Source organism: Bradyrhizobium sp. USDA 4452 (genome assembly GCF_054063575.1).
Genome location: NZ_JBSSGK010000001.1, coordinates 6,720,916 through 6,745,368, shown reverse-complemented (window position 1 = coordinate 6,745,368; position 24,453 = coordinate 6,720,916). Strand labels below are relative to the sequence as shown.

General features: G+C 65.5%; 24 protein-coding genes. 7 read left to right on the top strand and 17 right to left on the bottom strand.

Features of this window, described 5'->3' with window-relative positions; all coding sequences use genetic code 11:
• Positions 1 to 267 carry a hypothetical protein gene (locus ACVISU_RS31520; protein ID WP_028332620.1) on the top strand — a complete coding sequence of 89 codons (267 nt, stop codon included), beginning with the start codon at positions 1 to 3 and terminating at the stop codon, positions 265 to 267.
• A 9-nt stretch (positions 268 to 276) separates the two neighbouring features.
• Here the strand turns inward: ACVISU_RS31520 and ACVISU_RS31515 are convergent, their stop codons facing one another.
• The gene (locus ACVISU_RS31515) at positions 277 to 1,611 is read right to left on the bottom strand and encodes a dihydroorotase (RefSeq protein ID WP_456709530.1); all 1,335 of its coding nucleotides are present in this window, start codon (positions 1,609 to 1,611) and stop codon (positions 277 to 279) included.
• Between the two features lie 128 nt (positions 1,612 to 1,739).
• On the opposite strand from ACVISU_RS31515, the gene ygfZ reads away from it, so the two are divergent.
• The 5 genes from ygfZ (at position 1,740) to ACVISU_RS31490 (ending at position 7,303) form a co-directional block, all read left to right on the top strand.
• Complete coding sequence (ygfZ, locus tag ACVISU_RS31510) at positions 1,740 to 2,621, top strand: CAF17-like 4Fe-4S cluster assembly/insertion protein YgfZ (protein ID WP_456709529.1); 882 nt, start codon at positions 1,740 to 1,742, stop codon at positions 2,619 to 2,621.
• The gene (locus ACVISU_RS31505) at positions 2,618 to 3,244 is read left to right on the top strand and encodes a DNA-3-methyladenine glycosylase I (RefSeq protein ID WP_050403171.1); all 627 of its coding nucleotides are present in this window, start codon (positions 2,618 to 2,620) and stop codon (positions 3,242 to 3,244) included. Before ygfZ ends, ACVISU_RS31505 begins: the two co-directional genes overlap by 4 nt.
• Entirely contained in the window at positions 3,241 to 3,852 is a 612-nt protein-coding gene (locus tag ACVISU_RS31500) for a hydrolase (RefSeq protein ID WP_456709528.1), read from the top strand. The genes ACVISU_RS31505 and ACVISU_RS31500 overlap by 4 nt, the downstream gene beginning before the upstream one ends.
• A gap of 122 nt (positions 3,853 to 3,974) precedes the next feature.
• Positions 3,975 to 4,481 (top strand): tyrosine phosphatase family protein, encoded by a 507-nt coding sequence (locus ACVISU_RS31495; protein WP_050403169.1) that lies wholly within the window; start codon positions 3,975 to 3,977, stop codon positions 4,479 to 4,481.
• 110 nt (positions 4,482 to 4,591) lie between these two features.
• On the top strand, positions 4,592 to 7,303 hold the full coding sequence (locus ACVISU_RS31490; protein WP_456709527.1) for a DUF2339 domain-containing protein: 2,712 nt from the start codon (positions 4,592 to 4,594) through the stop codon (positions 7,301 to 7,303).
• Positions 7,304 to 7,324: 21 nt separating this feature from the next.
• Here ACVISU_RS31490 and ACVISU_RS31485 read toward each other — a convergent pair whose 3' ends face one another.
• The 8 genes from ACVISU_RS31485 to ACVISU_RS31450 all read right to left on the bottom strand — a co-directional run bounded on the left by ACVISU_RS31485 (position 7,325) and on the right by ACVISU_RS31450 (position 16,096).
• Entirely contained in the window at positions 7,325 to 7,558 is a 234-nt protein-coding gene (locus ACVISU_RS31485) for a DUF6894 family protein (RefSeq protein WP_050403167.1), read from the bottom strand.
• Positions 7,559 to 7,695: 137 nt separating this feature from the next.
• A complete protein-coding gene (locus tag ACVISU_RS31480) occupies positions 7,696 to 8,274 on the bottom strand; it encodes a hypothetical protein (protein WP_050403166.1) in 579 nt (192 codons plus the stop codon).
• A 188-nt stretch (positions 8,275 to 8,462) separates the two neighbouring features.
• Entirely contained in the window at positions 8,463 to 9,449 is a 987-nt protein-coding gene (acuI, locus tag ACVISU_RS31475; RefSeq protein WP_456709526.1) for an acrylyl-CoA reductase (NADPH), read from the bottom strand.
• Between the two features lie 44 nt (positions 9,450 to 9,493).
• A complete protein-coding gene (locus ACVISU_RS31470) occupies positions 9,494 to 10,738 on the bottom strand; it encodes an MFS transporter (protein WP_050403165.1) in 1,245 nt (414 codons plus the stop codon).
• Positions 10,739 to 11,057: 319 nt separating this feature from the next.
• Positions 11,058 to 12,536, bottom strand: a complete 1,479-nt coding sequence (locus ACVISU_RS31465) for a cell wall hydrolase (RefSeq protein ID WP_456709525.1) — start codon at positions 12,534 to 12,536, stop codon at positions 11,058 to 11,060.
• A 123-nt stretch (positions 12,537 to 12,659) separates the two neighbouring features.
• Entirely contained in the window at positions 12,660 to 12,920 is a 261-nt protein-coding gene (locus tag ACVISU_RS31460; RefSeq protein WP_157113401.1) for a hypothetical protein, read from the bottom strand.
• Positions 12,921 to 12,945: 25 nt separating this feature from the next.
• Positions 12,946 to 15,849 (bottom strand): pyruvate, phosphate dikinase, encoded by a 2,904-nt coding sequence (gene ppdK / locus ACVISU_RS31455; protein ID WP_456709524.1) that lies wholly within the window; start codon positions 15,847 to 15,849, stop codon positions 12,946 to 12,948.
• 91 nt (positions 15,850 to 15,940) lie between these two features.
• Entirely contained in the window at positions 15,941 to 16,096 is a 156-nt protein-coding gene (locus ACVISU_RS31450; RefSeq protein ID WP_083992077.1) for a DUF3096 domain-containing protein, read from the bottom strand.
• A gap of 235 nt (positions 16,097 to 16,331) precedes the next feature.
• On the opposite strand from ACVISU_RS31450, the gene ACVISU_RS31445 reads away from it, so the two are divergent.
• A complete protein-coding gene (locus ACVISU_RS31445) occupies positions 16,332 to 16,691 on the top strand; it encodes a DUF1236 domain-containing protein (RefSeq protein ID WP_050403162.1) in 360 nt (119 codons plus the stop codon).
• A 136-nt stretch (positions 16,692 to 16,827) separates the two neighbouring features.
• On the opposite strand, the gene ACVISU_RS31440 is transcribed toward ACVISU_RS31445, so the two are convergent.
• The 8 genes from ACVISU_RS31440 to ACVISU_RS31405 all read right to left on the bottom strand — a co-directional run bounded on the left by ACVISU_RS31440 (position 16,828) and on the right by ACVISU_RS31405 (position 24,375).
• Positions 16,828 to 17,940, bottom strand: coding sequence for a hypothetical protein (locus ACVISU_RS31440; RefSeq protein ID WP_456709523.1), 1,113 nt, complete (start codon positions 17,938 to 17,940; stop codon positions 16,828 to 16,830).
• 119 nt (positions 17,941 to 18,059) lie between these two features.
• Positions 18,060 to 18,653 carry a class I SAM-dependent methyltransferase gene (locus ACVISU_RS31435; RefSeq protein WP_456709522.1) on the bottom strand — a complete coding sequence of 198 codons (594 nt, stop codon included), beginning with the start codon at positions 18,651 to 18,653 and terminating at the stop codon, positions 18,060 to 18,062.
• A gap of 3 nt (positions 18,654 to 18,656) precedes the next feature.
• A complete protein-coding gene (glyS, locus tag ACVISU_RS31430; protein ID WP_456709521.1) occupies positions 18,657 to 20,795 on the bottom strand; it encodes a glycine--tRNA ligase subunit beta in 2,139 nt (712 codons plus the stop codon).
• On the bottom strand, positions 20,795 to 21,730 hold the full coding sequence (locus tag ACVISU_RS31425) for a glycine--tRNA ligase subunit alpha (protein ID WP_050403158.1): 936 nt from the start codon (positions 21,728 to 21,730) through the stop codon (positions 20,795 to 20,797). Before ACVISU_RS31425 ends, glyS begins: the two co-directional genes overlap by 1 nt.
• 119 nt (positions 21,731 to 21,849) lie before the next feature.
• Positions 21,850 to 22,041, bottom strand: coding sequence for a hypothetical protein (locus ACVISU_RS31420; protein WP_050403245.1), 192 nt, complete (start codon positions 22,039 to 22,041; stop codon positions 21,850 to 21,852).
• A gap of 116 nt (positions 22,042 to 22,157) precedes the next feature.
• On the bottom strand, positions 22,158 to 23,081 hold the full coding sequence (locus tag ACVISU_RS31415) for a S49 family peptidase (RefSeq protein WP_050403157.1): 924 nt from the start codon (positions 23,079 to 23,081) through the stop codon (positions 22,158 to 22,160).
• Positions 23,082 to 23,327: 246 nt separating this feature from the next.
• Positions 23,328 to 24,086, bottom strand: a complete 759-nt coding sequence (locus tag ACVISU_RS31410) for a tRNA1(Val) (adenine(37)-N6)-methyltransferase (protein ID WP_456709520.1) — start codon at positions 24,084 to 24,086, stop codon at positions 23,328 to 23,330.
• A gap of 61 nt (positions 24,087 to 24,147) precedes the next feature.
• Positions 24,148 to 24,375 (bottom strand): putative signal transducing protein, encoded by a 228-nt coding sequence (locus ACVISU_RS31405; RefSeq protein WP_050403155.1) that lies wholly within the window; start codon positions 24,373 to 24,375, stop codon positions 24,148 to 24,150.
• Positions 24,376 to 24,453 lie beyond the last annotated feature (78 nt).

Below are 24,453 nucleotides of genomic sequence, written 5' to 3'. Positions count from 1 at the left end.
ATGCGCCATCCAGCGTCCTTTCCCCATCACCAAGACCCGCGTCCCGATCACGAACAGAAGCAAGCCGCGCTGGGCTACCTGAACGAGGCCTGGGCGGAAGCGCGTCACGACGGTGTCGATGGCGACTGCCTCGCGCAGGCGAGCCTGTTTGCGGCGCTCGCCGAGCTGGTCGGCACCTATGGCGAGGATGCGGTGGCGAAGTTCGCCGAGGGACTCGCCGCGCGGGTGCGCAACGGCGAGTTCTCGCTGGCATTGGCCCGGCAGTAATCCAATCCGCTACGGCTTGAGAGTCTCCAGGAAGCGGACCGGCTCGCCAGTCGACGGCGTCGTGACTTCGCCCTGCCACATCACCCGCTTGCCGCGCACGAAGGTGCCGACCGGCCAGCCCTGCACGCGCACGCCGTCATACGGCGTCCAGGCGGCGCGCGAGGCGATCCATTTGTTGGTGATGGTCTCGCTGCGCTTCAGATCGACCACGGTGAAGTCGGCATCATAGCCCGCCGCGATGCGGCCCTTGCAGGCGATGTTGAACAACCGCGCCGGACCCGCACTGGTGAGATCGACGAAGCGCGCCAGCGACAGCCGCCCGGCGTTGACGTGATCGAGCATCAAGGGCACCAGCGTCTGCACGCCGGTCATGCCCGATGGCGAGGCCGGATAGGTCTTCTCCTTCTCCTCCAGCGTATGCGGCGCGTGGTCCGAGCCGAGCACGTCGATGATGCCCTGCTCGATGCCGTACCAGATGCCGGCGCGATGATCGGCCGAGCGCACCGGCGGGTTCATCTGCGCCAGCGTGCCGAGCCGCTCGTAGCATTCCGGCGCGGCCATGGTGAGGTGGTGCGGCGTTGCCTCGCAGGAGGCGACATCCTTGTGGTCGCGCAGATACAGGATCTCTTCCTTGGTCGAGATGTGCAGCACATGGATGCGCTTGCCGGTCTCGCGCGCGAGATTGACCAGACGCTCGGTCGCCATCAGCGCCGCGGTCTCGTCGCGCCACACCGGATGCGAGCGCGGATCGCCCTCGATCCGCAGCGGCTTGCGCTCGTTCAACCGATACTCGTCCTCGGCGTGGAACGCGGCGCGGCGCCGGATCACCTGGAAGATCCGCCGCAGGCTCTCGTCGTCCTCGACCAAGAGCGCGCCGGTGGACGAGCCGATGAACACCTTGACGCCGGCGCAGCCCGGCGCCCGCTCGAGCTCCGGCAGGTCCTGCACGTTCTCGCGGGTGCCGCCGATGAAGAAGGCGAAATCGCAATGCATGCGATGGTGACCGCGCTTGATCTTGTCGGTGAACGCTTCTTCGGTGACCGTCAGCGGGTTGGTGTTCGGCATCTCGAACACCGCGGTGACGCCGCCCATTACGGCGCTGCGCGAGCCGGTCTCGAGATCTTCCTTCTGCGTCAGCCCGGGCTCACGGAAATGCACCTGGGTGTCCATCACGCCGGGCAGGATATGCAGGCCCTTGCAGTCGATCACCTCGCCGGCCGAGGCCTGGCTGAGCGAGCCGATCGCGGCGATGCGGCCGTTGGTGACGCCGACATCGCGCACGCCCTCGCCGTCCTGATTGACCACGGTGCCGGATTTTAGAATGGTGTCAAAATGCTGATTCATCGGTCCTCGGCGCCCGCTTTCGGGTGTCGCGCGGGCCTTGTTCGGCGCATTGTAGCGCCTTAGCTAGGCTGGGGATATCCGCGCGGACCGCGTTTCCCAAGGAACTTGGAAAAGAGCGAATTTTGCGAATGAAAGCAGCGTTTCTTCCAGATCGGGGCGTGATCAAGGTCTCTGGCGAGGACGCCCGCAACTTCCTCAACGGCCTCATCACGACCGATGTCGAGCAACTGGCCCCGGGACAGGCCCGGTTCGGCGCGCTGCTGACGCCGCAGGGCAAGATCATCGTCGACTTCCTGATCACCGAGATACCCACAGGTCATGGCGGCGGCTTCCTGATCGATGCGCCGCGCGCGCTCGCCAAGGGGCTTGCCGACAAGCTCGGCTTCTACAAGCTGCGCGCCAAGGTCGTGGTCGAGAACCTCTCCGACAGCCTTGGCGTGCTGGCCGCCTGGGATGGCGAGCCCGCGGCGATTCCCGATCTCGCCTTCGCCGATCCGCGCAACGCGGCGCTCGGCTGGCGCGTCCTGATCCCGGAAGATCTGAAGCAGAAACTCGCTGACCTGATCGGCGCCGATCTCGTCGACAGCGGCGCATATGAAGCGCATCGGATCGCGACCGGCGTGCCGCGCGGCGGGCTCGACTTCATGTACGGCGACGCCTTCCCGCACGAGACCAATATGGACCGCCTCAACGGCGTCGATTTCGACAAGGGCTGCTATGTCGGCCAGGAAGTCGTGTCGCGCATGCAGCATCGCGGCACGGCGCGCACGCGCACGGTGAAGATCATTCTCGACGGCCCCGCCCCCGAGACCGGCGCGACGATCCAGGCCGGCGACAAGCAGGTCGGCACCATGGGCTCGACCGCCGGCGAGAAAGGCCTCGCGCTGGTGCGTATCGACCGCGTTGCCGATGCGCTCGACGCCGGCCTGCCGCTGACCGCGGGAGGGCTCGCGCTTCATCTCGCCGATCCTGATGCTGTCCGCATCACCCCTAAGAAGACCGTTGCATGAGTCGTACCGCACAGCTGCATCCTGACGGCAAGACGCGCTGCCCTTGGCCGGGCGAGGACGCGTTCTACGTCGCCTATCACGACAATGAATGGGGCGTGCCGGAATATGACGACCGTGCGCTCTACGAAAAGCTGATCCTCGACGGCTTCCAGGCCGGCCTGTCCTGGATCACGATCCTGCGCAAGCGCGACAACTTCCGCAAAGCCTTCGACGATTTCCAGCCCGAGAAGATCGCGCGCTACACCGACAAGAAGGTGCATGCGCTGATGAACGACGCCGGCATCGTTCGTAACCGCGCCAAGATCGAAGGCACGATCGCGAGCGCGAAGGGCTATCTGGAGATCATGGAGAAGGGTCCCGGCTTCTCGAAATTCCTGTGGGACTTCGTCGACGGCAAGCCGAAGGTCAATCAGTTCAAGACCACCGCGAGCGTGCCGGCCTCGACGCCGGTCTCGATCAAGGTCTCCAAGGAGCTCGGCGCCCGCGGCTTCAAGTTCGTCGGCCCCACCATCGTCTATGCCTTCATGCAGGCAACCGGCATGGTCAACGATCACCTCGTGACCTGCTTCTGCCACGAGGCCTGCAGCGGCAAGCTCCGCATGCCGCGGCTCAAGAAGAAATGACGGCACGCAGATCGACGGAGACGACCCGCGCCTGGCAGCGGATGTTGTCGGGGCGCCGGCTGGACCTGCTCGACCCGTCGCCGCTCGATATCGAAATCGTCGACATCGCACATGGACTGGCGCGGGTCGCGCGCTGGAATGGACAGACCTCAGGCGCGCACATCTTCTCAGTGGCCCAGCACACGCTGCTGGTCGAAGCCGTGATGCGGCAGCAGATGCCGCGGGTCGATATCAGCCATCGGCTCGCCGCACTGCTGCACGACGCGCCCGAATACGTCATCGGCGACATGATCTCGCCGTTCAAAGCGGTGCTGGCCGGTGAATACAAGGTGGTGGAAAAGCGGCTGCTGTCGGCGATCCATATCCGCTTCGGCCTGCCGGCGGTGCTGGCGGACGAGATCACCCTGCAGATCAAGGCCGCCGATCGTGGCGCAGCCTATCTGGAGGCGACGCATCTGGCGGGCTTTTCGCAGGCCGAAGCCAAGCGGTTGTTCGGCCGCGACCCGGAATTGCCGGAAGCGACCGAGCGCGACTATCTGACGCCCTGGACCGCAGCGAGGGCCGAAAAGCAGTTCCTCGAACGCTTCAAGGCATTGCACGCATCGTAGGCGTGCGGCGCGTAGCGTGCTGCCGGTTGCGCCGCAAAACGCAGCGCGGGCATCGCGCCGCGTACCTTTGCCCGCCCGGGAGCAGCCGTTATAATCGGGCGTACCGATAGCCAAGGACCATCATGCTTCACGTCTGCTCGCTTGCCGCGCTCTCCGACACGGTTCGTGCCACCGGCGCCAGCCACGTGCTGACCGTGATGGCCAATGTCGACCAGGTGCAGCGGCCGCCCTCCGTGCTTCCGGCCAACCACCTGAAGGTGTCGATGGACGACATCGTCGAACAGATGGACGGATTCGTTGCGCCGAACGAGACGCATATCGAGCGGGTGCTCGCCTTCGTGCGCGGCTGGGATCGCCGCGCGCCGATGGTGGTGCATTGCTACGCCGGCATCAGCCGCTCGACCGCCAGCGCCTTCGCCACGGTCTGCGCGCTCAATCCGCACCGCGACGAAATGTCCATCGCCCGGCTGATCCGCGCGGCCTCGCCGATCGCAGCGCCCAACCGGCTGATCGTCAGCCTCGCCGACAAGGCGCTGGGGCGCGAGGGCCGGATGCTGCGCGCACTCGATGCGATGGGCCCCGGCAGCATGAGCGTCGAGGGCCGACCCTTCCACATCGATCTGGAATAGCCAGAGCCTGCCAGGCCGGTGGCTTGAACTTCCAGTCCTCTCAACTGCACTACTAGGTTGCGACGGGCGGCCGGCTGGCCGATGGTCCGGCGCGTCCCGCCGGAGGCCCGATGTTCGATTCGCCGTTCGATTTCCTCACGCTTGTCATCGCCATTGTCGCGATCATTTTCGCGCGCAAGGCGCTGGGCCAGATTGCGGTGCTGCAGCGCCGGCTGGACGCGATCGAGGCCGCAGGTGGATCCGCCGCGCGGAGGGCCGCGCCGCCGCCGCTGGCGCCGCTCGAGGCGTTCGAGCAGACGCTGCCGGCAGCGCCTCCCATCGCGCCGCCGCCGCTCCCCGAGATGGCTGCGCGCGAGCCGGCCGCGCATGCAGAGGCAGCCGCAGACGCGGCAGGCGCCGCCCCGCCGCCGCTGCCAGAGCCGCCCGCCCCACAGCAAGCGGCGCCCGGCTTCGAGGAGACGCTCGGCACGCGCTGGGTGGTGTGGATCGGCGGCCTGACGCTGGCGCTCGGCGGCTTCTTCATGGTGCGCTATTCGATCGAGGCCGGGCTGCTCGGCCCCGGCGTACGCACGATGCTCGCCGCGCTGTTTGCGCTCGCTTTGCTCGGCGCCAGCGAGTGGACGCGGCGCAGGGAAAGCATCTCCAGCATCGCGGCACTGCCGGTCGCCAACATTCCGGCGATCCTCACCGCGGCCGGCACCGCGGTGGCGTTCGCCACGGTCTATGCCGCCTACGCGCTGTACGACTTCCTCGCACCGGCAACCGCCTTCATCCTGCTCGGCATGGTTGCGCTCGGCACGCTCGCGGCCGCGCTGCTGCACGGGCCTGCGCTGGCCGGGCTCGGCATCGTCGGCGCCTTCGTCACCCCGATCCTGGTTTCATCCGACAAGCCGGACTTCTGGTCGCTCTACATTTATCTTGCGATCGTCACCGCGGCGGCGTTCGGCCTCGCGCGGATCCGACTGTGGCGCTGGCTCGCCGTCACGACGATCGCCTTCGCGCTGCTATGGACCTTGCCGTGCCTGCAATGCGGGCCGGAGATGATCGCGCCGCACGTCTTCCACGTCATCGCGGGCTTCGTGCTGGCGGCGCTGCTGGTGGTCTGCGGTTTCATGTTCGGCCCCGACGGCGATGGCGAGGAGATCGAGCCGATCTCGTCCGGCTCGCTCGCGGCCTATCTGTTCGGCGCGACGCTGATCGTGCTCAACAGCGCGCATGCCGACAGCGCGATGATTGGCTTTGCGCTGCTGACGGCGGGCAGCCTTTTCGTCGCCTGGCGCGCGCCGGCCGCTGCCGGCGCCATCGCCGCCGCGTCGGTATTCGTCTTCGTCGTGTTCGGCGAATGGGCGGTGCGCCGCAACGTCGACATGCTGGTGCTGCCGGGCGGTGCGATCCCGGGCATCGGCCCGTCCGCGACCGATGGCTCGGTCTCGCTGCATCTCGTCACCGCGGCGCTGTTCGCGGCTGCCTTCGGCATCGCCGGCTTCCTCGCGCAATTCCGGTTTGTCACCACGAAGGTCATGGTGACCTGGGCCGCGGCAGCCGTGTTCACGCCGGTCGCACTGCTGGTCGCACTCTATGCACGCATCGCGCATCTCGATCGCTCGATCCCGTTTGCAATCCTTGCCGTGCTGCTCGCTGCGGCCTATGCCGCCGCGACCGAAGCGCTGACCCGGCGCCGCGAGCGGCCGGAACTGTCGCCTTCGATTGCGCTGTCAGCCACCGGCGCCCTCGCTTCGCTGGCGCTGGCGCTGACCTTCGCGCTCGACAAGGGCTGGCTCACCATCGCGCTGGCGCTGGTGTCGATGGGCACGGCATGGCTGTCAGTACAGCGGCCGATCCCGTTCCTGCGCTGGCTTGCCGCGATCCTGGCCGGCATCGTGGTGCTGCGCATCGGCTACGAGCCGCGGATCGCGGGCGATGCCGTCGGCGCCACGCCGATCTTCAACTGGCTGCTGTGGGGGTATGGCGTTCCGGCGCTGTCATTCTGGGCGGCAAGCCATTTCCTGCGCCGCAATGGCGACGACGTCCCGCTGCGGATGGTCGAGTCCGCCGCGATCCTGTTCACGGTGCTGCTCGCCTTCATGGAGATCCGCCATGCGGTCAATGCCGGCGATGTCTATTACGCCAGTGCCGGGCTGACCGAGGTCGCATTGCAGGTCGGCGTAACGCTCGCGATGGCGATCGGGCTGGAGCGGCTGCGGCTGCGCAGCGGCAGCATCGTCCACAATGTCGGTGCGATCCTGCTCACCGCGTTCGCCGGGCTTGCCAGCCTGTTCGGGCTGCTGGGGCTCGAGAACCCGATGCTGTGGTGGCAGGACGTCGGCGGCAGCTTCATCAATCTCTTGCTGCTCGGCTACGCATTGCCGGCCGTGCTGGCGCTGCTGCTGTCCTATGCGGTGGCGGGCCATCGTCCCGCGGGCTACGCCAACACGATCGCAGCCGGCGCGCTGGTGCTAGCGCTCGCTTACGTCACGTTCGAAATCCGCAGGCTCTATCATGGACCGGTGTTGACGCGCGGCGAGACCACAGGCGCCGAGCAATACACCTATTCGATCGCCTGGCTGATGTTCGGCGTCGCGCTGCTCGGTATCGGCATCGTCGTCAACTCGCAGCGGGCGCGGCTCGCCTCCGCTGCGGTGATCGGGCTGACGATCCTGAAGGCGTTCCTGGTCGACATGTCGACGCTCACGGGCGCCTACCGGGCGCTGTCGTTCATGTGCCTCGGCATCGTGCTGGTCGCGATCGGCTGGCTTTATCAGCGGATCCTGTTCCGCAGGCGGGCCGCTCCGCCTCTCCCGCAGGCTGAGGGTTCAAGTTAGTCGTCCTGAACGGCGAGCGCCTCAGTCGACGGATTCGGCAACCAGCCGAATCCTGAACACGGGCTTGCGGCTCTCGTCGAGCAGCTCCATGTGCCATTCGCTGTCTTGCTTCATGTTGCGCGAAATGCTGCCAAGGAAATTGCCGCACACCTTGGTCATCTCGGCCCAGGCCACGTCACGGCTCTCGAACTCCGTCGCGTGGTCGGATGCACCAGCGTAATCGCCATCACTGATACGGAAAAAATACTGCGCCATATGACTACTCAAATCGGTATCCTCGGCATCCCGCCTGTCGGCGAACGCTAGGCTATTGAGTAGCTATCAACGCGTGGCGACCGCCATCCGTATGACTACGGCTCGGCAGCTATTCCCGCTAGCGCGCAGATGAGAAATTAGTCGGTGGAGCGGCGCAATTCCGGCGCGCTCTCGACCTTCGCTGGCTCGGCCTTGACCGGCTCGAGCTTCGCCCTTTCGACCTGCGGCGTCTCGACGCGCGACACCTCGGTCGGCGAGGCATCCGCGGACCGGGTGCGCGGGTGCAGCGAACGCGGCCGCGCCGCCGCGCGGGCCATCAGCATCTGCTGACCGCCCTGGTGATGGAAATCGCAGTAGGCGAAGCCCATGCCGGAGACCGAGCCGCGGAACGTGCGGTCGTCCTGCTTGTCGAGATTGAAGCACGGTTCGAACGGAATGCCCTTCAGCGACGCGCAAACGCTCTGGCCGCGGATTTGCAGCGTATTGCCGGGCAGTCGCACGTGGCGGATCGGTCCGGAGCCGGAGAACTGGATCGAGCCCGTGGCGCCCAGATCGTCGAGGATCCGGCCGGCTCCGCGGGTACCGTCGAAACAGGTGAAGGCGAACACCTTGCCGGCGACGAACCTGCGCGCTTCATCGGCGTTCATCATGCCTGCGAATGCCGGCACGACCATTGCTCCGGCCGTGACGGCCCCCAACACCAAACGCGCAAGCATGAGCTACTCCACTTACGAGCGCGGGCACCCGCTCCTTGTTGAGCATGACCCCCGCTACCGACGCTACTCGAACGTCTGCGCGAGGAAACCCGGCCCCCCGGGATCATGCCGCAAGTCTCTTTACCCGCTGCTTACCATACCAACCGTGGCAACATTGGAGCAGCTTGGTTGGTAAAGTCTGAACGTCCTCAGACTATTTTTACCACGATCCGGCCGCGGACCTGGCCATCGAGGATTTTCGTACCATACGACATGACGTCGCCCAGGGCGATTTCATGAGTGATATCAGCCAGTTTTGCCTTATCGAGATCGCTGGCAAGGCGCCGCCAGGCGATCCTTCTGAGCTCGATCGGGCACATCACGGAATCGATGCCGAGAAGGCACACGCCGCGCAAAATGAAGGGCGCGACCGACGACGGCAGGTCCATGCCGGCCGCCAGGCCGCAAGCCGCGATGGCGCCGCCGTATTTGGTCATCGAAAGCAGATTGGCGAGCGTGGTCGACCCGACGCTGTCGACGCCGCCGGCCCAGCGCTCCTTGGCAAGCGCCTTGGGGGCACCCGACAGATCGGCGCGGTCGATCACCTCGGCGGCGCCGAGCCCCTTGAGGTAGTCGGCCTCTGACATCCGCCCGGTCGAGGCGATGACGTGGTAGCCGAGCTTCGACAGCACGGCGATCGCGACCGAGCCGACGCCGCCGGCGGCGCCGGTCACCACCACCGGACCGCTCTTCGGCGTGAGACCGTGCTTCTCCAGCGCCAGCACCGACAGCATCGCGGTATAGCCGGCGGTGCCGACCGCCATCGCGTCACGGGCCGAGATGCCGTCCGGCAGCCGTACCAGCCAATCGCCCTTGACGCGGGCCTTTTCCGCATAGGCGCCGAGATGGGTCTCGCCCATGCCCCAGCCGTTGCAGACGACCTTGTCGCCCGCCTTCCAGTCGGGATGGCTGGATTGCTCGACGGTGCCGGCGAAATCGATGCCGGCGATCATCGGGAAGCGGCGCACCACCGGCGCCTTGCCGGTCAGCGCCAGGCCGTCCTTGTAGTTCAGCGTCGACCATTCGACGCGGACGGTGACGTCGCCGTCCATCAATTCCGCGTCGTCGAATTGGGTCAGTGCGGCGGTGGTACCCTTGTCCGCCTTGTCGATCCTGATTGCCTTGAACGTTGCCACGATGAGCACTCCCGTAATCTTGGTTTCGGGGAGTGTTTAACCCATCAGGCAGGCTGCGCAACCGGGCGCACGACGGGCTTTTCGACGATCGGCAGGTTGATCAGCGCCGACAGCACGCCGAACAGCACCGACAGCCACCAGATCGGCGTGTAGGAGCCATACTGCTCGAACACGACGCCGCCGAGCCAGACCCCGAGGAAGCCGCCCACCTGATGGCTGACGAAGGCGAAGCCGTAGAGCGTGGAGAACCAGCGGGTGCCGAACATCAGCGCCACCAGCGCCGAGGTCGGCGGCACGCTCGACAGCCACAGCAGTCCCGAGACCGCGCCGAAGGCGATTGCTGAGAACGGCGTCACCGGGAACGAGATGAAGGCGACGGTCGCCAGCGCGCGCGAAAAGTAGATCACCGAGAGCAAATAGCGCTTCGGAAAGAAGTTCTGCAGCCAGCCGACGCTGAGCGAGCCCACGATGTTGAACAGGCCGATCGCCGCGACCACCCAACCGCCGGTCGAGGCCGAAATGCCGCGATCGGCGAGATAGGCCGGCAGATGGATGGTGATGAAGGCGAGCTGGAAGCCGCAGGTGAAGAAGCCGAGCACCAGCAGCACGTAGGAGCGATGGCCGAAGGCCTCGGCCAGCGCGGTCTTGAACGATTGCTGGTCGGCGGCCGGCACCTTGCTGGTCGCGGCGGGCGGGGTCGCAAGCGCGAGCGAGAGCGGCAGGATCAGCAGCATCAACGCGCTGAACACCACGAGCGCAGTCTGCCAGCCGAAATTGTCGATCATCGCAACGCCGAACGGCGCGAACAGGAACTGGCCGAACGAGCCGGCGGCGGTGCCGGCGCCGAGCGCAATGCCGCGCTTCTCCGGCGGCAACAGCTTGCTGAACGCCGCCAGTACCAGATTGAACGATGAGCCCGACAAACCGAAACCGATCAGCACGCCGGCGCTGATGTCGAGCGACAACGAGGTGGTCGAGTAACGCATCAGCAGCAGGCCGGCGGCATACAGCAAGGCGCCGACGATCATGACGCGCAGCAGGCCGAAGCGGTCGGCGATGGCCCCTGCGATCGGCTGGCCGAGACCCCACAACAGGTTCTGCAGCGCGATGGCAAGGCCAAACACGTCGCGGCCCCAGGCGAATTCGCGGCCCATCGGCTGCACGAAGAAGCCGAGGCTGGAGCGCGGGCCGAAACTCAACAGCGCGATCGCACAGCCGCAGACGATGATGACGAGCGGCGTGCGCCAGGTGCCGGACGTCGGTCGCAGATTCCCGGTGGTAGCGGCCATTTTGTCTCCCCCCGCAAACGCTGCGGGGGAACCGCCCCGCGAAACATTGCCAGGAGTTAATGCATCTGCATGAAAAGCCCAAGAGGCGAAGGAGAAAAATATTCGCTCGCAAGGCAGCTCTGCAGAATCCGAGAGGATGACGAGCGTCATTCCGGGGCATGGCCTGCGGGCCCGTCTTCTCCTTCCCTCTGAAAGGGGGAAGGTCGGGATGGGAGTCAGCCAGACGCACCGCTGCTCGTGGAGAGACCAGATCCTCACCCGCTTTGCTCTGATGAGCAAAGCGACCTCCCCTTTTCAAGGGGCGGGTGGGTTAGCGGCCCTACCGCTTGGCGCTGGCCTGCTCGGCCGAGCTCTGGGCCGCTTCGGCGAGTTGCGCCGAGATCTTGGCTGTCTCGGCTGCGCTGCCCCAGCTCGGCGCGTCACTGCCGTCGCCCCAGGCGCGCGGGCGATAGAAGGTGTGGACGCCGAACTTGTACATCTTCTTCATTTCACTGACCCAGGACGGCCGCACCCAATAGGCGTGGTAATGGGTCGAGCGATCGACCTCCGGCAGCCACAATTTGCCGTCGAGGATCGCCTTAGAGATCTTCTTGGCGCGATCCCACATGTCGGGCTCGCGAACGACGTCGGGGATGTTGTCGCAGGCGAAGGTGAACTGGCAGGCGTAGTGGCGGTTCTTGTTCTGGTAGACCACGCCGCACACCGTATCCGGATATTTGCCGGAGAAGGCGCGGTTCAGCACCACCTGGGCGACTGCGATCTGGCCGCGCACCGCTTCGCCGCGCGCTTCGAAATAGACCGCCTCGGCAAGGCACTTCTCCGACTTGGCGCGCGATTTCGCGTCGAACAGGCCGAGCCGTTCCGCCGGCGTCTTGGTGTGCTGGTCGTCGGCGTTGACTTCGCCCTTCGGCGCGATGCTCTCGCCGATCTCGCCGGCCTTGACCGGGCCGTCGGCATCGACCGGCAGTGACGCCATCACCTTCATGTCGGGATCGGGCTGCGCTGCGGGCGCGACGACGACCGGCGCCTCGCCCGGCTGCCAGCGCTCGAGATTCTCGGGCGTGCCGAGCGACGAGCCGAAGAACAGGCTGGCGGTCTTGAATGCGAACGGGTCGCGCTCGTGCGTTGCATCCGCAGGCGCAGCAGCGGGCTTGGCGGGCGCAGGCTTCAGATCATCGAGCGGACTGGCCTCAAGCGACATCGACACGTCGTATTGCTGCGGCGACGGCTTGGCATATTGCGGCAACGGCGGTGCTCGCAGCGCCTCCTGCAATTCGGGATCAAGTGGGGTGTTTTCGGCCGGCGCCGTCGCGGTCTTCATGCCCTTGACCGACGCATTCGATGTCGCGGGATCCTCGTTCGCCGGAGCCGTGTTCGTCGGCTGCGCAGGATCGGCCTGGTCCGGCCGCCCGACGACGAGACGATCGCCCTTCAGCGTGCGATCGACCTTGGGGAAATCGGATGCCTGGTAGCGCGGCGGCGGCGCTGTGATCGGATTGTGCGTCACCGCGCCGGTGATGTCGGCGCTCGGACTGTCGAGCCTTGCGAGCAGGATTTGCGGATCCTGCGGCGCGGAAGTTCCGATCGGACGGCCGAAGCTGTAGGTCGCGACCTGGATCGAGCCGACCGCGGAGGCGAAGACGCGCTTCTGCCAGCGCTCGGCGACGCCGGGCTGCCGGGCCAGGAGCGAGGCAATATCCTGATATCCGAGCTCGGTCGGCATCAGTGCGAAGATGCCAAGACCGAGACCAAAGAGCGCAAGACGTGCGCCCTTCGGCCGGTTACGCGACACAAACATCGTACGCTCACGCAACGCTTACTGAGTGCAATCGAACGCGGTACATCCGCGCAATTCGACCTTTCCCGTTGCTAACTTGTTTAGGTTGCCGCGGAGTTAATCGGCGTTGCCCGCGCGCTACACTCAAGCGGTCGCACACATGATGCGCGCTGCATCGCGCGCCTTGGTAAACGCGCGGCGCATGATAGTCGTAAACAGCAGGTCAACAAGGATGGTGAACAAGGCGTTACGCGCCGTCCTTCCACTGGCATTGCGAGGAGCGACAAGCGACGGAGCAATCCATGTCTCGGCAGGTGGAGACATGGATTGCTTCGCTTCGCTCGCAATGACGGTGCTCGTTGGCAGCCTAACCAAACAAAATGGCCGGGACTTGGTCCCGGCCATTTCACTTTCCGAATTGCTTGATCGCTCACGCCTGGCTGGCGATCTCCTTGCCGAGCGCGGCCTGGGCTGCGGCAAGCCGCGCGATCGGCACGCGATAGGGCGAGCAGGAGACGTAATCGAGCCCGACCTCGTGGCAGAACGCGACCGAGGCCGGATCGCCGCCGTGCTCGCCGCAGATGCCGACCTTGAGGCTCGGCCGCGTCTTGCGGCCGCGCGTCACGCCGATCCTGACCAGCTCGCCGACGCCGTCGCGATCGACCGAGATGAACGGATCGATCTCCAGGATGCCCTTGGCGACGTAGGTGCCGAGGAAGCTCGCGGCGTCGTCGCGGCTGATGCCGTAGGTGGTCTGCGTCAGGTCATTGGTGCCGAAGGAGAAGAACTCCGCGGTCTCCGCCACCTGGCCGGCCATCAGGCAGGCGCGCGGCAGCTCGATCATGGTGCCGACCTGGTAGGTCAGCTTGACACCTGTCTCCTTCATGACAGCGTTGGCGGTCGCATCGATCCGCGCCTTGACCAGATCGAACTCGGCCTTGGTCGCGATCAGCGGCACCATCACCTCGAGTCCGACCGGCTTGCCGGTGCGCTTGCCGGCTTCGACAGCGGCCTCGAAGATCGCGCGCGCCTGCATCTCGGCGATCTCAGGGTAGGCGATCGCGAGACGGCAGCCGCGGAAGCCGAGCATCGGATTGAACTCGGACAGTTCGCGGGCCCGATCGGCGAGCTTGCGCGGATCGGTGTTCATGGCGCGCGCCACTTCCTCGATCTCGGCCTGGGTGTGCGGCAGGAACTCGTGCAGCGGCGGATCGAGCAAGCGGATCGTGACCGGCAGGCCCTTCATGATCTCGAACAGCTCGACGAAGTCGGCGCGCTGCATCGGCAGCAGCTTCGACAGCGCGGCGCGGCGCGACTGCTCGTCCTCGGAGAGGATCATCTCGCGCACGGTGCGGATGCGGGTCTCCTCGAAGAACATGTGCTCGGTGCGACAGAGGCCGATGCCCTCGGCGCCGAACTTCACCGCGGTGCGCGCGTCATCCGGCGTGTCGCCGTTGACGCGGACGCCGAGCTTGCGGACCTCGTCGGCCCAGCCCATCAGCGTGCCGAACTCGCCGGACAGTTCCGGCTCGATCATCGGCATGCGGCCGGCCAGCACCTGCCCGACCGAGCCGTCGATGGTGATGACGTCGCCGGTCTTGAAGGTGCGCGAGCCGACGCTCATGGTGCCGCGGCCGTAATCGACGCGGATGGTGCCGCAGCCGGAGACGCAGGGCTTGCCCATGCCGCGCGCGACCACCGCCGCATGCGACGTCATGCCGCCGCGGGTGGTCAGGATGCCTTCCGCGGCGTGCATGCCGTGGATGTCTTCCGGGCTGGTCTCGATGCGGACCAGAATCACCTTGCGTCCGTCGGCCTGCAGCTTGGCCGCTTCGTCCGACGAGAACACGATCTCGCCGGAGGCAGCACCAGGCGAAGCCGGCAGGCCGGTCGCGATCACGTCGCGCTTGGCGGCGGGATCGATGGTCGGGTGCAGCAGCTGGTCCAGCGACGCCGGATCGATCCGCGTCACCGCGTCCTTGCGCGAGATCAGGCCCTCATTGGCGAGCTCGACCGCGATGCGCAGCGCCGCCTTGGCGGTGCGCTTGCCGCCGCGGGTCTGCAGCATCCACAGCTTGCCCTGCTCGACCGTGAATTCCATGTCCTGCATGTCGCGGTAGTGCTTCTCGAGCAGCGTGTAGATCCGCGTCAGCTCCTTGAACGCAGCCGGCATCGCGGCTTCCATCGACGGCTTGTCGGAGCCGCTCTCCTGGCGCGCCTCTTCGGTGATGTCCTGCGGGGTGCGGATGCCGGCGACGACGTCCTCACCCTGCGCGTTGATCAGGAACTCGCCGTACAGCTTGCTCTCGCCGGTCGAGGGGTTGCGGGTGAACGCGACGCCGGTCGCCGAGGTCTCGCCCATGTTGCCGAACACCATCGCCTGCACGTTGACGGCGGTGCCCCAGGACTCCGGAATGTCGTGCAGCTTGCGATAGGTCACCGCGCGCGCGTTCATCCAGGATGAGAACACCGCACCGATCGCACCCCACAGCTGGTCGTGCGGATCCTGCGGGAAATCGTGCCCGGTCTCCTTGGCGACGGCTTCCTTGTACTTGCCGACCAGCTCGACCCAGTCGTCGCCGGTGAGGTCGGTGTCGAGCGAGTAGCCCTGGCCATCCTTGAAGGTGTCGAGGATGTCCTCGAAATGATGATGCTCGAAGCCGAGCACCACGTCCGAATACATCGTGATGAAACGGCGATAGCTGTCATAGGCGAAGCGGCGGTCGCCGGAGAGCTCGGCGAGCGCTTCGACCGTGCGGTCGTTGAGGCCGAGATTGAGCACGGTGTCCATCATGCCCGGCATCGAGGCGCGCGCGCCCGAGCGCACCGACACCAGCAGCGGGTTCTTGGCGTCGCCGAAGGTCTTGCCGGTCAGCTTGCCGACATAGTCGAGCGCCTTCTCAACCTGCGCTTTCAATTCCTTCGGATACGTCTTGTCGTGGTCGTAGAAATAGGTGCAGACCGAGGTCGGAATGGTGAAGCCGGGGGGCACCGGAAGGCCGAGATTGGCCATTTCCGCGAGGTTGGCACCCTTGCCGCCGAGCAGATTGCGCAAGGTCGCCTGGCCCTCGGCCTTGCCGTCACCGAACGTATAGACCCACTTGCCGGCCTTGATCGCCGGCGGAGCCGCCTTTTTCGCAGCGGTGACGGCCTTTACCGGCGCCTTGCTGGCGGGCTTTGCGGCCGGCTTCGCAACCGATTTGGCGGCAGGCTTCGGGGCGCTCTTCTTCAGCGCCTTGCGCGCTGGAGCGGCCTTCCGGGCCGGCGCCGAGGACTTTGATTTCGCTGCGGTTTTCTCGGCATTTTTCTTGGACTTCGCGACGGCTTTGGCCATGTCAGACAACAATCCGAAAAGAGGGGTCGAAGATGCGCGCCTTACACCATTTTGAGGGGTTCCGCGCAAGCCGCGAAACCCCGCTTTCCCGCTACAGGTGCAGCCAGCGCAGCAGGCCCATCCCGACGAGCCCGACGAAGATCAGGTAGATCGCGACGATGTAATTGAGCAGCCGCGGCATGATCAGGATCAAGATGCCTGCGATCAGAGCGACGATGGCAGGCAGATGCGCAGCGGTGATGACCATTGACGTGTTCTCCGGCGATTTTTGGAAGAGCGAATCGAGCGGCAGTTTATCCGCTGCGGGGGGGTTCCCACATCAAGACGCCTGCACGGCCTGAGAGTTCCCGCAACTCACGAAAATTGCTCCAAATTGCCGCGTATATGGCGGCGGATTTCCGGAACATCGCCGCGGCCGATGCATTGGCTCGCCGTGCGCATCGGCCAAGGCTGGCGCGCGCGTGAAAAGAATGGAGCGAGCCATGCGAAACAGAATACTTGCCGTTGCGGCGGTTGCTGCTGCGATCACGGTGCCGGCTGTTGCCGCACAGGCCCAGACCGTTGGCGTCGTCCGCGGTGGCCCGCCGGTTGCGGTCGAGGATGACGAGGGCATTGCGATCGAGCAGCGCCCGGCGTTCCGCGAGTACATCGTGCGCGAGCGCGTGCCGAACTACACCGTTCCGGATCGCGTCGTGGTCGGCACCATACTGCCGGACGCCGGCGTGACCACTTACGACGTGCCGCAACGGTTCGGCGCGACGCCGTATCGCTACACCGTCGTGAATGGCGAGACCGTTCTGGTCGAGCCGCGTTCGCGGCGAATCGTTCAGGTGGTCGACTAGCGCAATGCCTACGCGATAGCCTGAACGGAGCAGTCCGGGCGCCGCGCAAGCGGATGTGCGCGAGGATCGACCGGACCAGAAAGCCCCGCCCGGCCTCCCCTCCGGGCGGGGCTCTTCGGTTGTCCTGCGCACCCAATTAGGACTTCAGGATCGAGAGCAGCGTCGAGGTCGACTTGTAGCTCTTGATCGCGGCGTCTTGGAAATCCTGCGTCCAGTTGGCCGCCTGGCGCTCCTCTGCGCTCATCGAGGAGTATTGCTTGAGGATGCCGAGTGAGAACTGGCGCGGATCGCCGGCGGACTGGCTCTGCTTCAACGCATCGAGCACCGCAAGACGCGTTCGCGTGTTGAGTTCCTGCTTGGCCGCGAAGATCTCCTCGCCGGAAAACTTGTTGTCCTGGTTCAGCGTGATCGCCGACAGCGAACGGTTGTCGAGCGAGGACAGATCGGCGAGTTGGCCGGTCTTGCGGCGGGAATCGTAGACCAGTTCCTTGCCGCTCTTCGCCGCCTCGCTCTTCTGCCGATCGAGGAAGGCGCGCACATCGCTTGCCACGCTGCTGAAATCGCGTGGCTTGCTGGTCGTGGGCGGCGTCGTCCCCGCCAGCGCGGCCGCGATCGGGTCTCCCGTAATTCCCGTCGGCGCCTTGTTCGGATCCTGCTGCGTCGCCTGAACCCCTTTCAGCACCGCGGCGCGCTCGCTGGCCCAGGTTGCGGTGGCCTTCTCCTCGTCGCTGGCGCCGTCAAGATAGTCGAGCGCGGCCTTGTAGCTGACGCTGTAGTCGCCGGTCAGCCGTGTGGTCGCAAGCGACGGCGCCATCGCCTCGTCGAAGCGCTGCTTCAGCTCGGTGGCGGCGACCGCCTGCTCGTCCGGGGTGAACTTGCCGCCATTGTTGGTCGAGATCGCAAACAGCGTGCGGCGGTCCAGTGTCGAGAGATCGATCGTGGTCTTGCCATCGACGATCGGCTTCTTGACGCCGGCGACCGTGTAGAGCCGGTCGAGCGTGACGCGCGCGTCATTGGTGACGGTCGCGAAATCCGGCAGCGGCGCCTTGACCGATGTCTTGGCGAGTTGCGCGCGGGCGGCATCCGACAGCGTGAGGTTGGTTGCAGCACTAGGCGTCGCGGACGCCGACAGGTCACCGGCCGTGCCGTCGCCCGACAACGTCGCTGCCAGCGAGGGCGTCGCTGCAGCCCGCGCGTAGGCCGAACCGTATTGGGCATAGGGATTGGGGGTGGTGCCGATCGAGGTCATCGGGGCGATCCCTGCATTGGCGCGAGGGGCGATTTCTTAAGAAATCGTTGATCCGCCAGGACCTTCGCAGGGCATGGTTAACAAATTGCAAATTGTGTCTAGATATTTCCGAGACCGCTTCAGCCGCGCTGGCGCGCCACGATGCGGTGAACGACCTTGCCGGACGAGGCGCTGACGACCTCCGTGTCGAGCAGCAACTCGGCCGCCGCAAGTTCAGTCCGCACCAGCGCAGCATCGAACGCCGCGTAGAGCCGGCCGTGCGCATCGCGTGCGTCGTCGCCGGCAGTGACGCGCCAGCTCAGATAGAAGATGCCGCCGGGCTTCACGATGTCGAACATGCGGCGCACCGATGGCCCGATCAGTGTGGGGGCGAGATGCATGATCACGGTCTCGCACAGCACATTGTCGAAGCTGCCGGAGGCGATGCCTGACAGATCAGGCAATTCGGCGCGCGTGAAGCGCAACGCCGGGTAGCGCGCACGAGCTTCCGCGAGCAGCCCCTCGGAGGCATCAAATCCTTCGGCCGGAAAGCCGTTGGCATTGAGCCAGGCCACCTCGCGGCCGCTGCCGCAGCCGATATCGGCGGTCGCGCCGCCCTTGATGAAGAATTGCCCGACGATCTCCTGCAGATCGCGAGGTGCCGGCTGGTCGTGCCAGTCCTGCGCAAACGCCGCCGCCTCCTTGTCGTAAGCGGCGAGCGTTGCACGGTCCATCGGTCAGCCCTCGATCCGGGAGAAATCTGCCACCGCGCGCGTCGCGGCGCGGATCTCGTTGAGCAGTTTTAGGCGATTTTCCCGCACCTTCGGGTCGTCGTCGTTGACCTTGACCTTGTCGAAGAACGCATCGACCGCCGGACGCAGTTTTGCCATCGCGCTCATCGCAGCGGCGAAGTCCTTCTTCGCTACCGCGGAGGAAGCATCGCTCTTCACTTGGCGGATCGCCTCCGCAAGCGCCTTCTCCTCACCAAGATTATAGAGCGCGGGGTCAGGCTCGTCGTCGAACTCACGTTTGTCTTTCTTCTCTTCGATGGTGAGAATATTGCTGGCCCGCCGCGTCCCTGCGAGGAGATTCTTACCGTCATCACTCTCAAGAAATTTGCCGAGGGCATCTACACGATCGACAATGGGTGTGAGCGGATGCCCTTGGAGTAACGAGCCGGTCGCGAGCACCGCGTCTACCAAATCGTGACGCGCCTTCTGATCTCGCAACTGAACCTTAAGGCGATCCTCGAAAAAGATCATCAGTTGATCAATAACCTCGGCGGTCCTCAAACCGTTCTTGGCATCGACCATATCCAAATAGTCTTTGCCAAATGAATGCTTGAAGTGAGACTCGACAACGTTGCGCAATCCAATGTTGGCTCGATTTTCAAGAATGATCCGAATTACTCCCAACGCGGCGCGCCGCAGCGCGTACGGGTCCTTCGATCCCGTCGGCTTCTCATCGATCGCCCAGAACCCCGCCAGCGTGTCGAGCTTGTCCGCCAGCGCCACAGCGACGCTGACCCGATCGGTCGGCACGCGATCGGTCGGCCCTTGCGGCTTCCAGTGCTCCTCGCTCGCGGCAGCAACCGACGCATCCTCGCCTTGCGCCAGCGCGTAGTATTTCCCCATCAAGCCCTGCAATTCAGGGAACTCGCCGACCACTTCGGTCAGCAAATCCGCCTTGGCAAGGCGCGCGGCGCGCCTGGTCTTCTCGACATCGGCGCCGACCAGCGGGGCGATCTCGGCAGCGAGCCGCTCGATCCGCTTGATCCGCTCCGCCTGCGTCCCGAGCTTCTCATGGAACACGATCTGCTCGAACTTGGGCAGCCGGTCTTCGAGCTTGGTCCTCAGGTCGGTCTCGTAGAAGAACTTCGCATCCGACAGCCGCGGGCGGATCACGCGCTCATTGCCGGCAACGATGGTCTTGCCGCCGTCGGGCGCCTCGATGTTGGCGGTCAGCACGAACTTGTTGGTCAGCTTGCCCGTCTTGGGGTCTTTGACCACGAAGCACTTCTGGTTGTTGCGGATGGTGGCGCGGATCACTTCGTCCGGGATCGACAGGAATTCCTTCTCGAACGATCCCATCATCACGACCGGCCATTCGACCAGGCCGGAGACCTCATCCAGCAGCACCTGATCCTCGACCAGTTCGAGGCCCTGCGCGAACGCCAGCTCCTTGGCGTCCTCGAGGATAATGTCCTTGCGCGCCTGCGGATCGAGGATCACCTTGGCGGCCTTCAGCTTGGCCTCGTAATCCTCGAAGCGGCGCACCGAGATCGCACCCGGCGCCATGAAGCGGTGGCCATAGGTGGTCTGCCCGGCCTCGATGCCGTCGACCGAGAATTTCACAATGTCCGGCTCTTCGGTCTCGAGCCCGAAAGTCGCGGTGATCGCGTGCAGCGGCCGCACCCAGGTGAGCGAGCCTGACTTCGCCGAGCGTGCGCCCCAGCGCATCGATTTCGGCCAGGGGAAGGTGCGGATGATCACCGGCAGAATTTCGGCGATAACATCGATCGCGGCGCGGCCGGGCTTCTCGATCAGCGCGATGTAGAAGTCGCCTTTCGCGTCCTTCTGGATCTTCGCTTCGTCCAGCGACTTGAGACCGGTCGCTTTCAGAAAGCCCTGCACCGCCGCATCCGGGGCACCGATCTTCGGACCGCGACGCTCGGTCTTCAGGTCGGGCTGGCGCGCGGGAACGCCGTGCACGGTGAGCGCAAGGCGACGCGGGGTCGCGAATGCCTTGGCGCCCTCGTAGACGAGGCCTTCGGCGACCAGTCTGTCGGTCACCATGCGGCGCAGATCGTCGGCCGCCTTGGCCTGCATGCGCGCGGGAATTTCTTCGGAGAACAGTTCGAGGAGAAGATCGGGCATCAGACCGCCCTGCCCGTTTCAGTGTGGATCCAAGCCTCGCCGCAGGCCTTCGCCAGATCGCGAACCCGGCCGATGTAGCTCTGCCGCTCGGTCACCGAGATGACGCCGCGGGCGTCGAGCAGATTGAACACGTGGCTCGCCTTGATGCACTGGTCGTAGGCCGGCAAGGCCATCAGATGTTCCTTGTGGTTGCTCCCCTCGCGCCAGCCGGCGGCGAGATATTTGCGGCAGGCCTCTTCTGCCATTTTGAACTGCTCGAACAGCATCGCGGTGTCGGCATATTCGAAATTGTGCCGCGAATATTCCTGCTCGGCCTGCAGGAAGACGTCGCCATAGGTGACCTTCTCGGCGCCCTCGCGGCCGTTGAAATTGAGATCGTAGACGCGGTCGACGCCCTGCACATACATCGCGAGCCGCTCGAGCCCGTAGGTGAGCTCGCCCGCGACCGGCGCGCATTCGACGCCGGCGACCTGCTGGAAGTAGGTGAACTGGCTGACCTCCATGCCGTCGCACCAGCATTCCCAACCAAGACCCCAGGCGCCCAGGGTCGGGCTCTCCCAGTCGTCCTCGACGAAGCGGATGTCATGAACCGCCGAATCGATCCCGATCGCGGCCAGCGACTTCAGGTACAGCTCCTGAAGGTTCGGCGGCGACGGCTTCATGATCACCTGGAACTGGTAATAGTGCTGCAGGCGGTTGGGGTTTTCGCCATAGCGGCCGTCCTTGGGCCGCCGCGAGGGCTGCACATAGGCCGCATTCCAGGGCTTTGGCCCCAGCGCGCGCAGCGTGGTCGCGGGATGGAAGGTGCCGGCGCCCATTTCCATGTCATAGGGCTGCAGGATGACGCAACCCTGCTCGGCCCAGAATCGCTGGAGAGCCAGGATGAAGCCCTGGAACGAACGTTCCGGGCGCATGTGATCAGGCAGGGCGTCCATCGTCTTGACAGGTCTCGCGAGGGGGTTGTGAAGCGCGCGGGACCGTATCGGCGGCGGCCAATGGAATCAAGGCGATGCGGGAAAATCCGGCACCGCCATCTTGCGGAATCCGACGGCTATTAGCCCGGGCGATAGGCCCCGGTCACGGGGTCGCGGCGCAGGGTCTTGATTTCGCTCGCACGCGTGGTCTCGGCCACGCGGGACAATCGCGCCTCTTCCAGTTCCTGGTTGATCCGGACGGCCGTCTTGTATGCCCAGCGGACCACGGCCAGGCCACCCAGGACGCCTGCGAATGCAATCAGCGGCGGCATCGGTCGATCCTTGTCGTTCACGTCTGTCAGGCCCCCAATGGCAGCCATTCTCGCCCAAGGCGGCCTGCGCCGCAATCACGCTTTTGGGGCTAAATGGCGCGCTCAAATCCCCGTGTTCAGAGCCCGAATCTGGCCCAGATCGCCCTCGTTTCGACCGCTGAGATCAAATCGTCCGGCAAGCTCGCCAGCCCATCCAGCGCCGCCATCGATCCCGCCCCCGGCGCCCGCCGGCCGAGCAGGCCGGACAGCATGCCACTGGCGGGCGCGATCACCGGGGTCAGCACCTTCTCGCCATAGCGGGCGCGCAAAACGGAGCGGAGATCGCCGATGCTGTCGGCGAGACCGAGGCCGATCGCGGTCTCGCCGGCCCAGTATTCACCGGTGAACAGCACGTCGTCGGCGGCCTTCAGACGACTGCCGCGGCTCTGCTTCACGAGGTTGATGAAGGTCGCATGGATCTCTCGCTGGATCGTCTTCAGCCGGGCGACGTCGTCGGGGTTCTCCGGGAGGAACGGATCGAGCATCGCCTTGTGGCTGCCGGCCGTGTACAGGCGCCGCTCGACCCCGATCTTCTTGATCAGCCCCTCGAGGCCGAAGCTGCCGCCGACCACGCCGATCGAACCCAGGATCGAGGACGGGTCGCAATAGATCTCGTCGCCGGCGCAGGCGATCATGTAGCCGCCGGAGGCCGCGACATCCTCCGCGAACACCAGCACCGGCAGCTTCTTCTCGGCCGCGAGTTGCCGGATGCGCAAATAGATTTGGCGCGACTGCACCGGCGAGCCGCCCGGCGAATTGATCACCAGCGCCACCGCCTTGGCATTCCGAGTACCAAACGCGCGCTCCAGCATCTTGGCGACGCCGGAGAGCGTCATGCCGGGCCGCAGCGGCGTCACCGCGCCGATCACGCCTGACAGCCGCACCACCGGCACGACGGCCGTGCCGCGCCTGAACCGCGCCGGCAGCATTTCCTGCACGCGATCGAGCAGTCCCGAACGTCCTCCAGAATGTCCTTGGCGATCACTTAATTGTTCATTCATGCCGCTACCTCGGATTAACCACTTTTTATCACGCCAGTGTCATTGGATTTCATGGAACGCGTTTTGCATTTTGTCATTGGGGATGCAACGCGCGGGCAAAGAGGGACCCATGAAGATCTACCTGCTGATTTTGCTGATCGGTACGCTCCTCACGGCGATCCACTTCACGTCCAGGCCGGATCGCCAGTCGGAAACGGCCTCGCAGTAGCTTTGTGCCAATGACGACGCGGGCAGCGCGCCTGCCCGCTAGCGCCGCGCCAGCGGCAATTCTCCCTTTCCAGCCAAAATCTCCTGCACCCATTTATTGGGCACACCTGACTCTTCATTGAGCAACAGCGCGGCATGCAGCCGCGTCGGCGCCCGGCCGCCCTTGATGGCCCGCACCAGGATTCGGATCGCCGGTGACGCCGCCTCGCCATGAACCGGCAGGATCTCGAGGCTGCCGAAGCCGCGGTCCAGCGCGGCCAGCAGCTCGGCAATTCCGTCGGCCCGCCAGATCAGCGCAAGCTGCCCGTTCGACTTCAAAATCCGCCGCGCCGCATGAACCCAGGCCGCAAGCGTGGTCACGGTCGCGACATGGGCGCGCTGCCGCAAGCCGTCCGGCGAGGCGCGGTGTCTCCCGGGATCGTTGAATGGCGGGTTCATCAGCACGACGTCGGCGCTGTCGGGTGTCAGGCCGGCTGCATCGAATGCTGAGGCGGCGGCCTCGACATCGAGCACGATCACGTCGGCCATGATCGCGTTGGCGGTGGCGTTATTCCGCGCAAGCTCGGCCAATGCAGGGTCGATCTCGACCAGGACCAGATCGATCCCGCCGACCCGCCGCGCCACCGCAAGTCCGGCTGCGCCGACGCCGGAGCCGAGATCCACGACCCGGTCGCCCGACCTTGCCGGCGTCGCCGCAGCCAGCAGGATCGCGTCGTGGCCGGCGCGGTGACCGCTGCGCGGCTGCCGCAGCCGCAATTGTCCGCCGAGGAATCCGTCCTCGGTGATCTCGGCGGCCACAGACTGCTTACTTGACGCGCTTTCCTCCCGCGAACCGGCGCCCCTTTCGCCTGAAAACGCTCTAGTCATCGGCCCGCAATTCGTGGCCCAGGCCGGCATCGGTCAGGAGCTGGCGGGCCTCGTGGTTGTCGTCCTCGTGCACCAGGATCCGCCGCGGCAGCACGCCGAGCGAGCCCTCGATGATGCTCATGTTCTGGTCCAGCACCAGATGATGGATGTTAGCGCTGTCGAGCAACGCCCCGATGGCGGAGACCAGCACCGCGTCATTGGTCCGTACCAATTCCCGCAAACCCACTCTCCTCTTGGCCCGGCTGTGCGGCCAATGCGTCACATGTCAACAACTTCGTGGCCTTGCCGCATACCTTCG

Excerpts from the sequence above, each read along its gene's own strand:
- ACVISU_RS31415 (WP_050403157.1), bottom strand. The coding sequence starts at position 23,081 with ATGAATGAACAATTAAGTGATCGCCAAGGACATTCTGGAGGACGTTCG.
- ACVISU_RS31500 (WP_456709528.1), top strand. The coding sequence starts at position 3,241 with ATGACGGCACGCAGATCGACGGAGACGACCCGCGCCTGGCAGCGGATG.
- ppdK (WP_456709524.1), bottom strand. The coding sequence starts at position 15,849 with ATGGCCAAAGCCGTCGCGAAGTCCAAGAAAAATGCCGAGAAAACCGCA.
- glyS (WP_456709521.1), bottom strand. The coding sequence starts at position 20,795 with ATGCCCGATCTTCTCCTCGAACTGTTCTCCGAAGAAATTCCCGCGCGC.
- ACVISU_RS31465 (WP_456709525.1), bottom strand. The coding sequence starts at position 12,536 with ATGTTTGTGTCGCGTAACCGGCCGAAGGGCGCACGTCTTGCGCTCTTT.
- ACVISU_RS31440 (WP_456709523.1), bottom strand. The coding sequence starts at position 17,940 with ATGACCTCGATCGGCACCACCCCCAATCCCTATGCCCAATACGGTTCG.
- ygfZ (WP_456709529.1), top strand. The coding sequence starts at position 1,740 with ATGAAAGCAGCGTTTCTTCCAGATCGGGGCGTGATCAAGGTCTCTGGC.
- ACVISU_RS31480 (WP_050403166.1), bottom strand. The coding sequence starts at position 8,274 with ATGCTTGCGCGTTTGGTGTTGGGGGCCGTCACGGCCGGAGCAATGGTC.
- ACVISU_RS31495 (WP_050403169.1), top strand. The coding sequence starts at position 3,975 with ATGCTTCACGTCTGCTCGCTTGCCGCGCTCTCCGACACGGTTCGTGCC.
- ACVISU_RS31520 (WP_028332620.1), top strand. The coding sequence starts at position 1 with ATGCGCCATCCAGCGTCCTTTCCCCATCACCAAGACCCGCGTCCCGAT.
- ACVISU_RS31420 (WP_050403245.1), bottom strand. The coding sequence starts at position 22,041 with ATGCCGCCGCTGATTGCATTCGCAGGCGTCCTGGGTGGCCTGGCCGTG.
- ACVISU_RS31435 (WP_456709522.1), bottom strand. The coding sequence starts at position 18,653 with ATGGACCGTGCAACGCTCGCCGCTTACGACAAGGAGGCGGCGGCGTTT.
- ACVISU_RS31485 (WP_050403167.1), bottom strand. The coding sequence starts at position 7,558 with ATGGCGCAGTATTTTTTCCGTATCAGTGATGGCGATTACGCTGGTGCA.
- ACVISU_RS31450 (WP_083992077.1), bottom strand. The coding sequence starts at position 16,096 with ATGGTCATCACCGCTGCGCATCTGCCTGCCATCGTCGCTCTGATCGCA.
- ACVISU_RS31515 (WP_456709530.1), bottom strand. The coding sequence starts at position 1,611 with ATGAATCAGCATTTTGACACCATTCTAAAATCCGGCACCGTGGTCAAT.
- ACVISU_RS31425 (WP_050403158.1), bottom strand. The coding sequence starts at position 21,730 with ATGGACGCCCTGCCTGATCACATGCGCCCGGAACGTTCGTTCCAGGGC.
- ACVISU_RS31505 (WP_050403171.1), top strand. The coding sequence starts at position 2,618 with ATGAGTCGTACCGCACAGCTGCATCCTGACGGCAAGACGCGCTGCCCT.
- ACVISU_RS31490 (WP_456709527.1), top strand. The coding sequence starts at position 4,592 with ATGTTCGATTCGCCGTTCGATTTCCTCACGCTTGTCATCGCCATTGTC.
- ACVISU_RS31445 (WP_050403162.1), top strand. The coding sequence starts at position 16,332 with ATGCGAAACAGAATACTTGCCGTTGCGGCGGTTGCTGCTGCGATCACG.
- ACVISU_RS31470 (WP_050403165.1), bottom strand. The coding sequence starts at position 10,738 with ATGGCCGCTACCACCGGGAATCTGCGACCGACGTCCGGCACCTGGCGC.
- ACVISU_RS31460 (WP_157113401.1), bottom strand. The coding sequence starts at position 12,920 with ATGGCCGGGACCAAGTCCCGGCCATTTTGTTTGGTTAGGCTGCCAACG.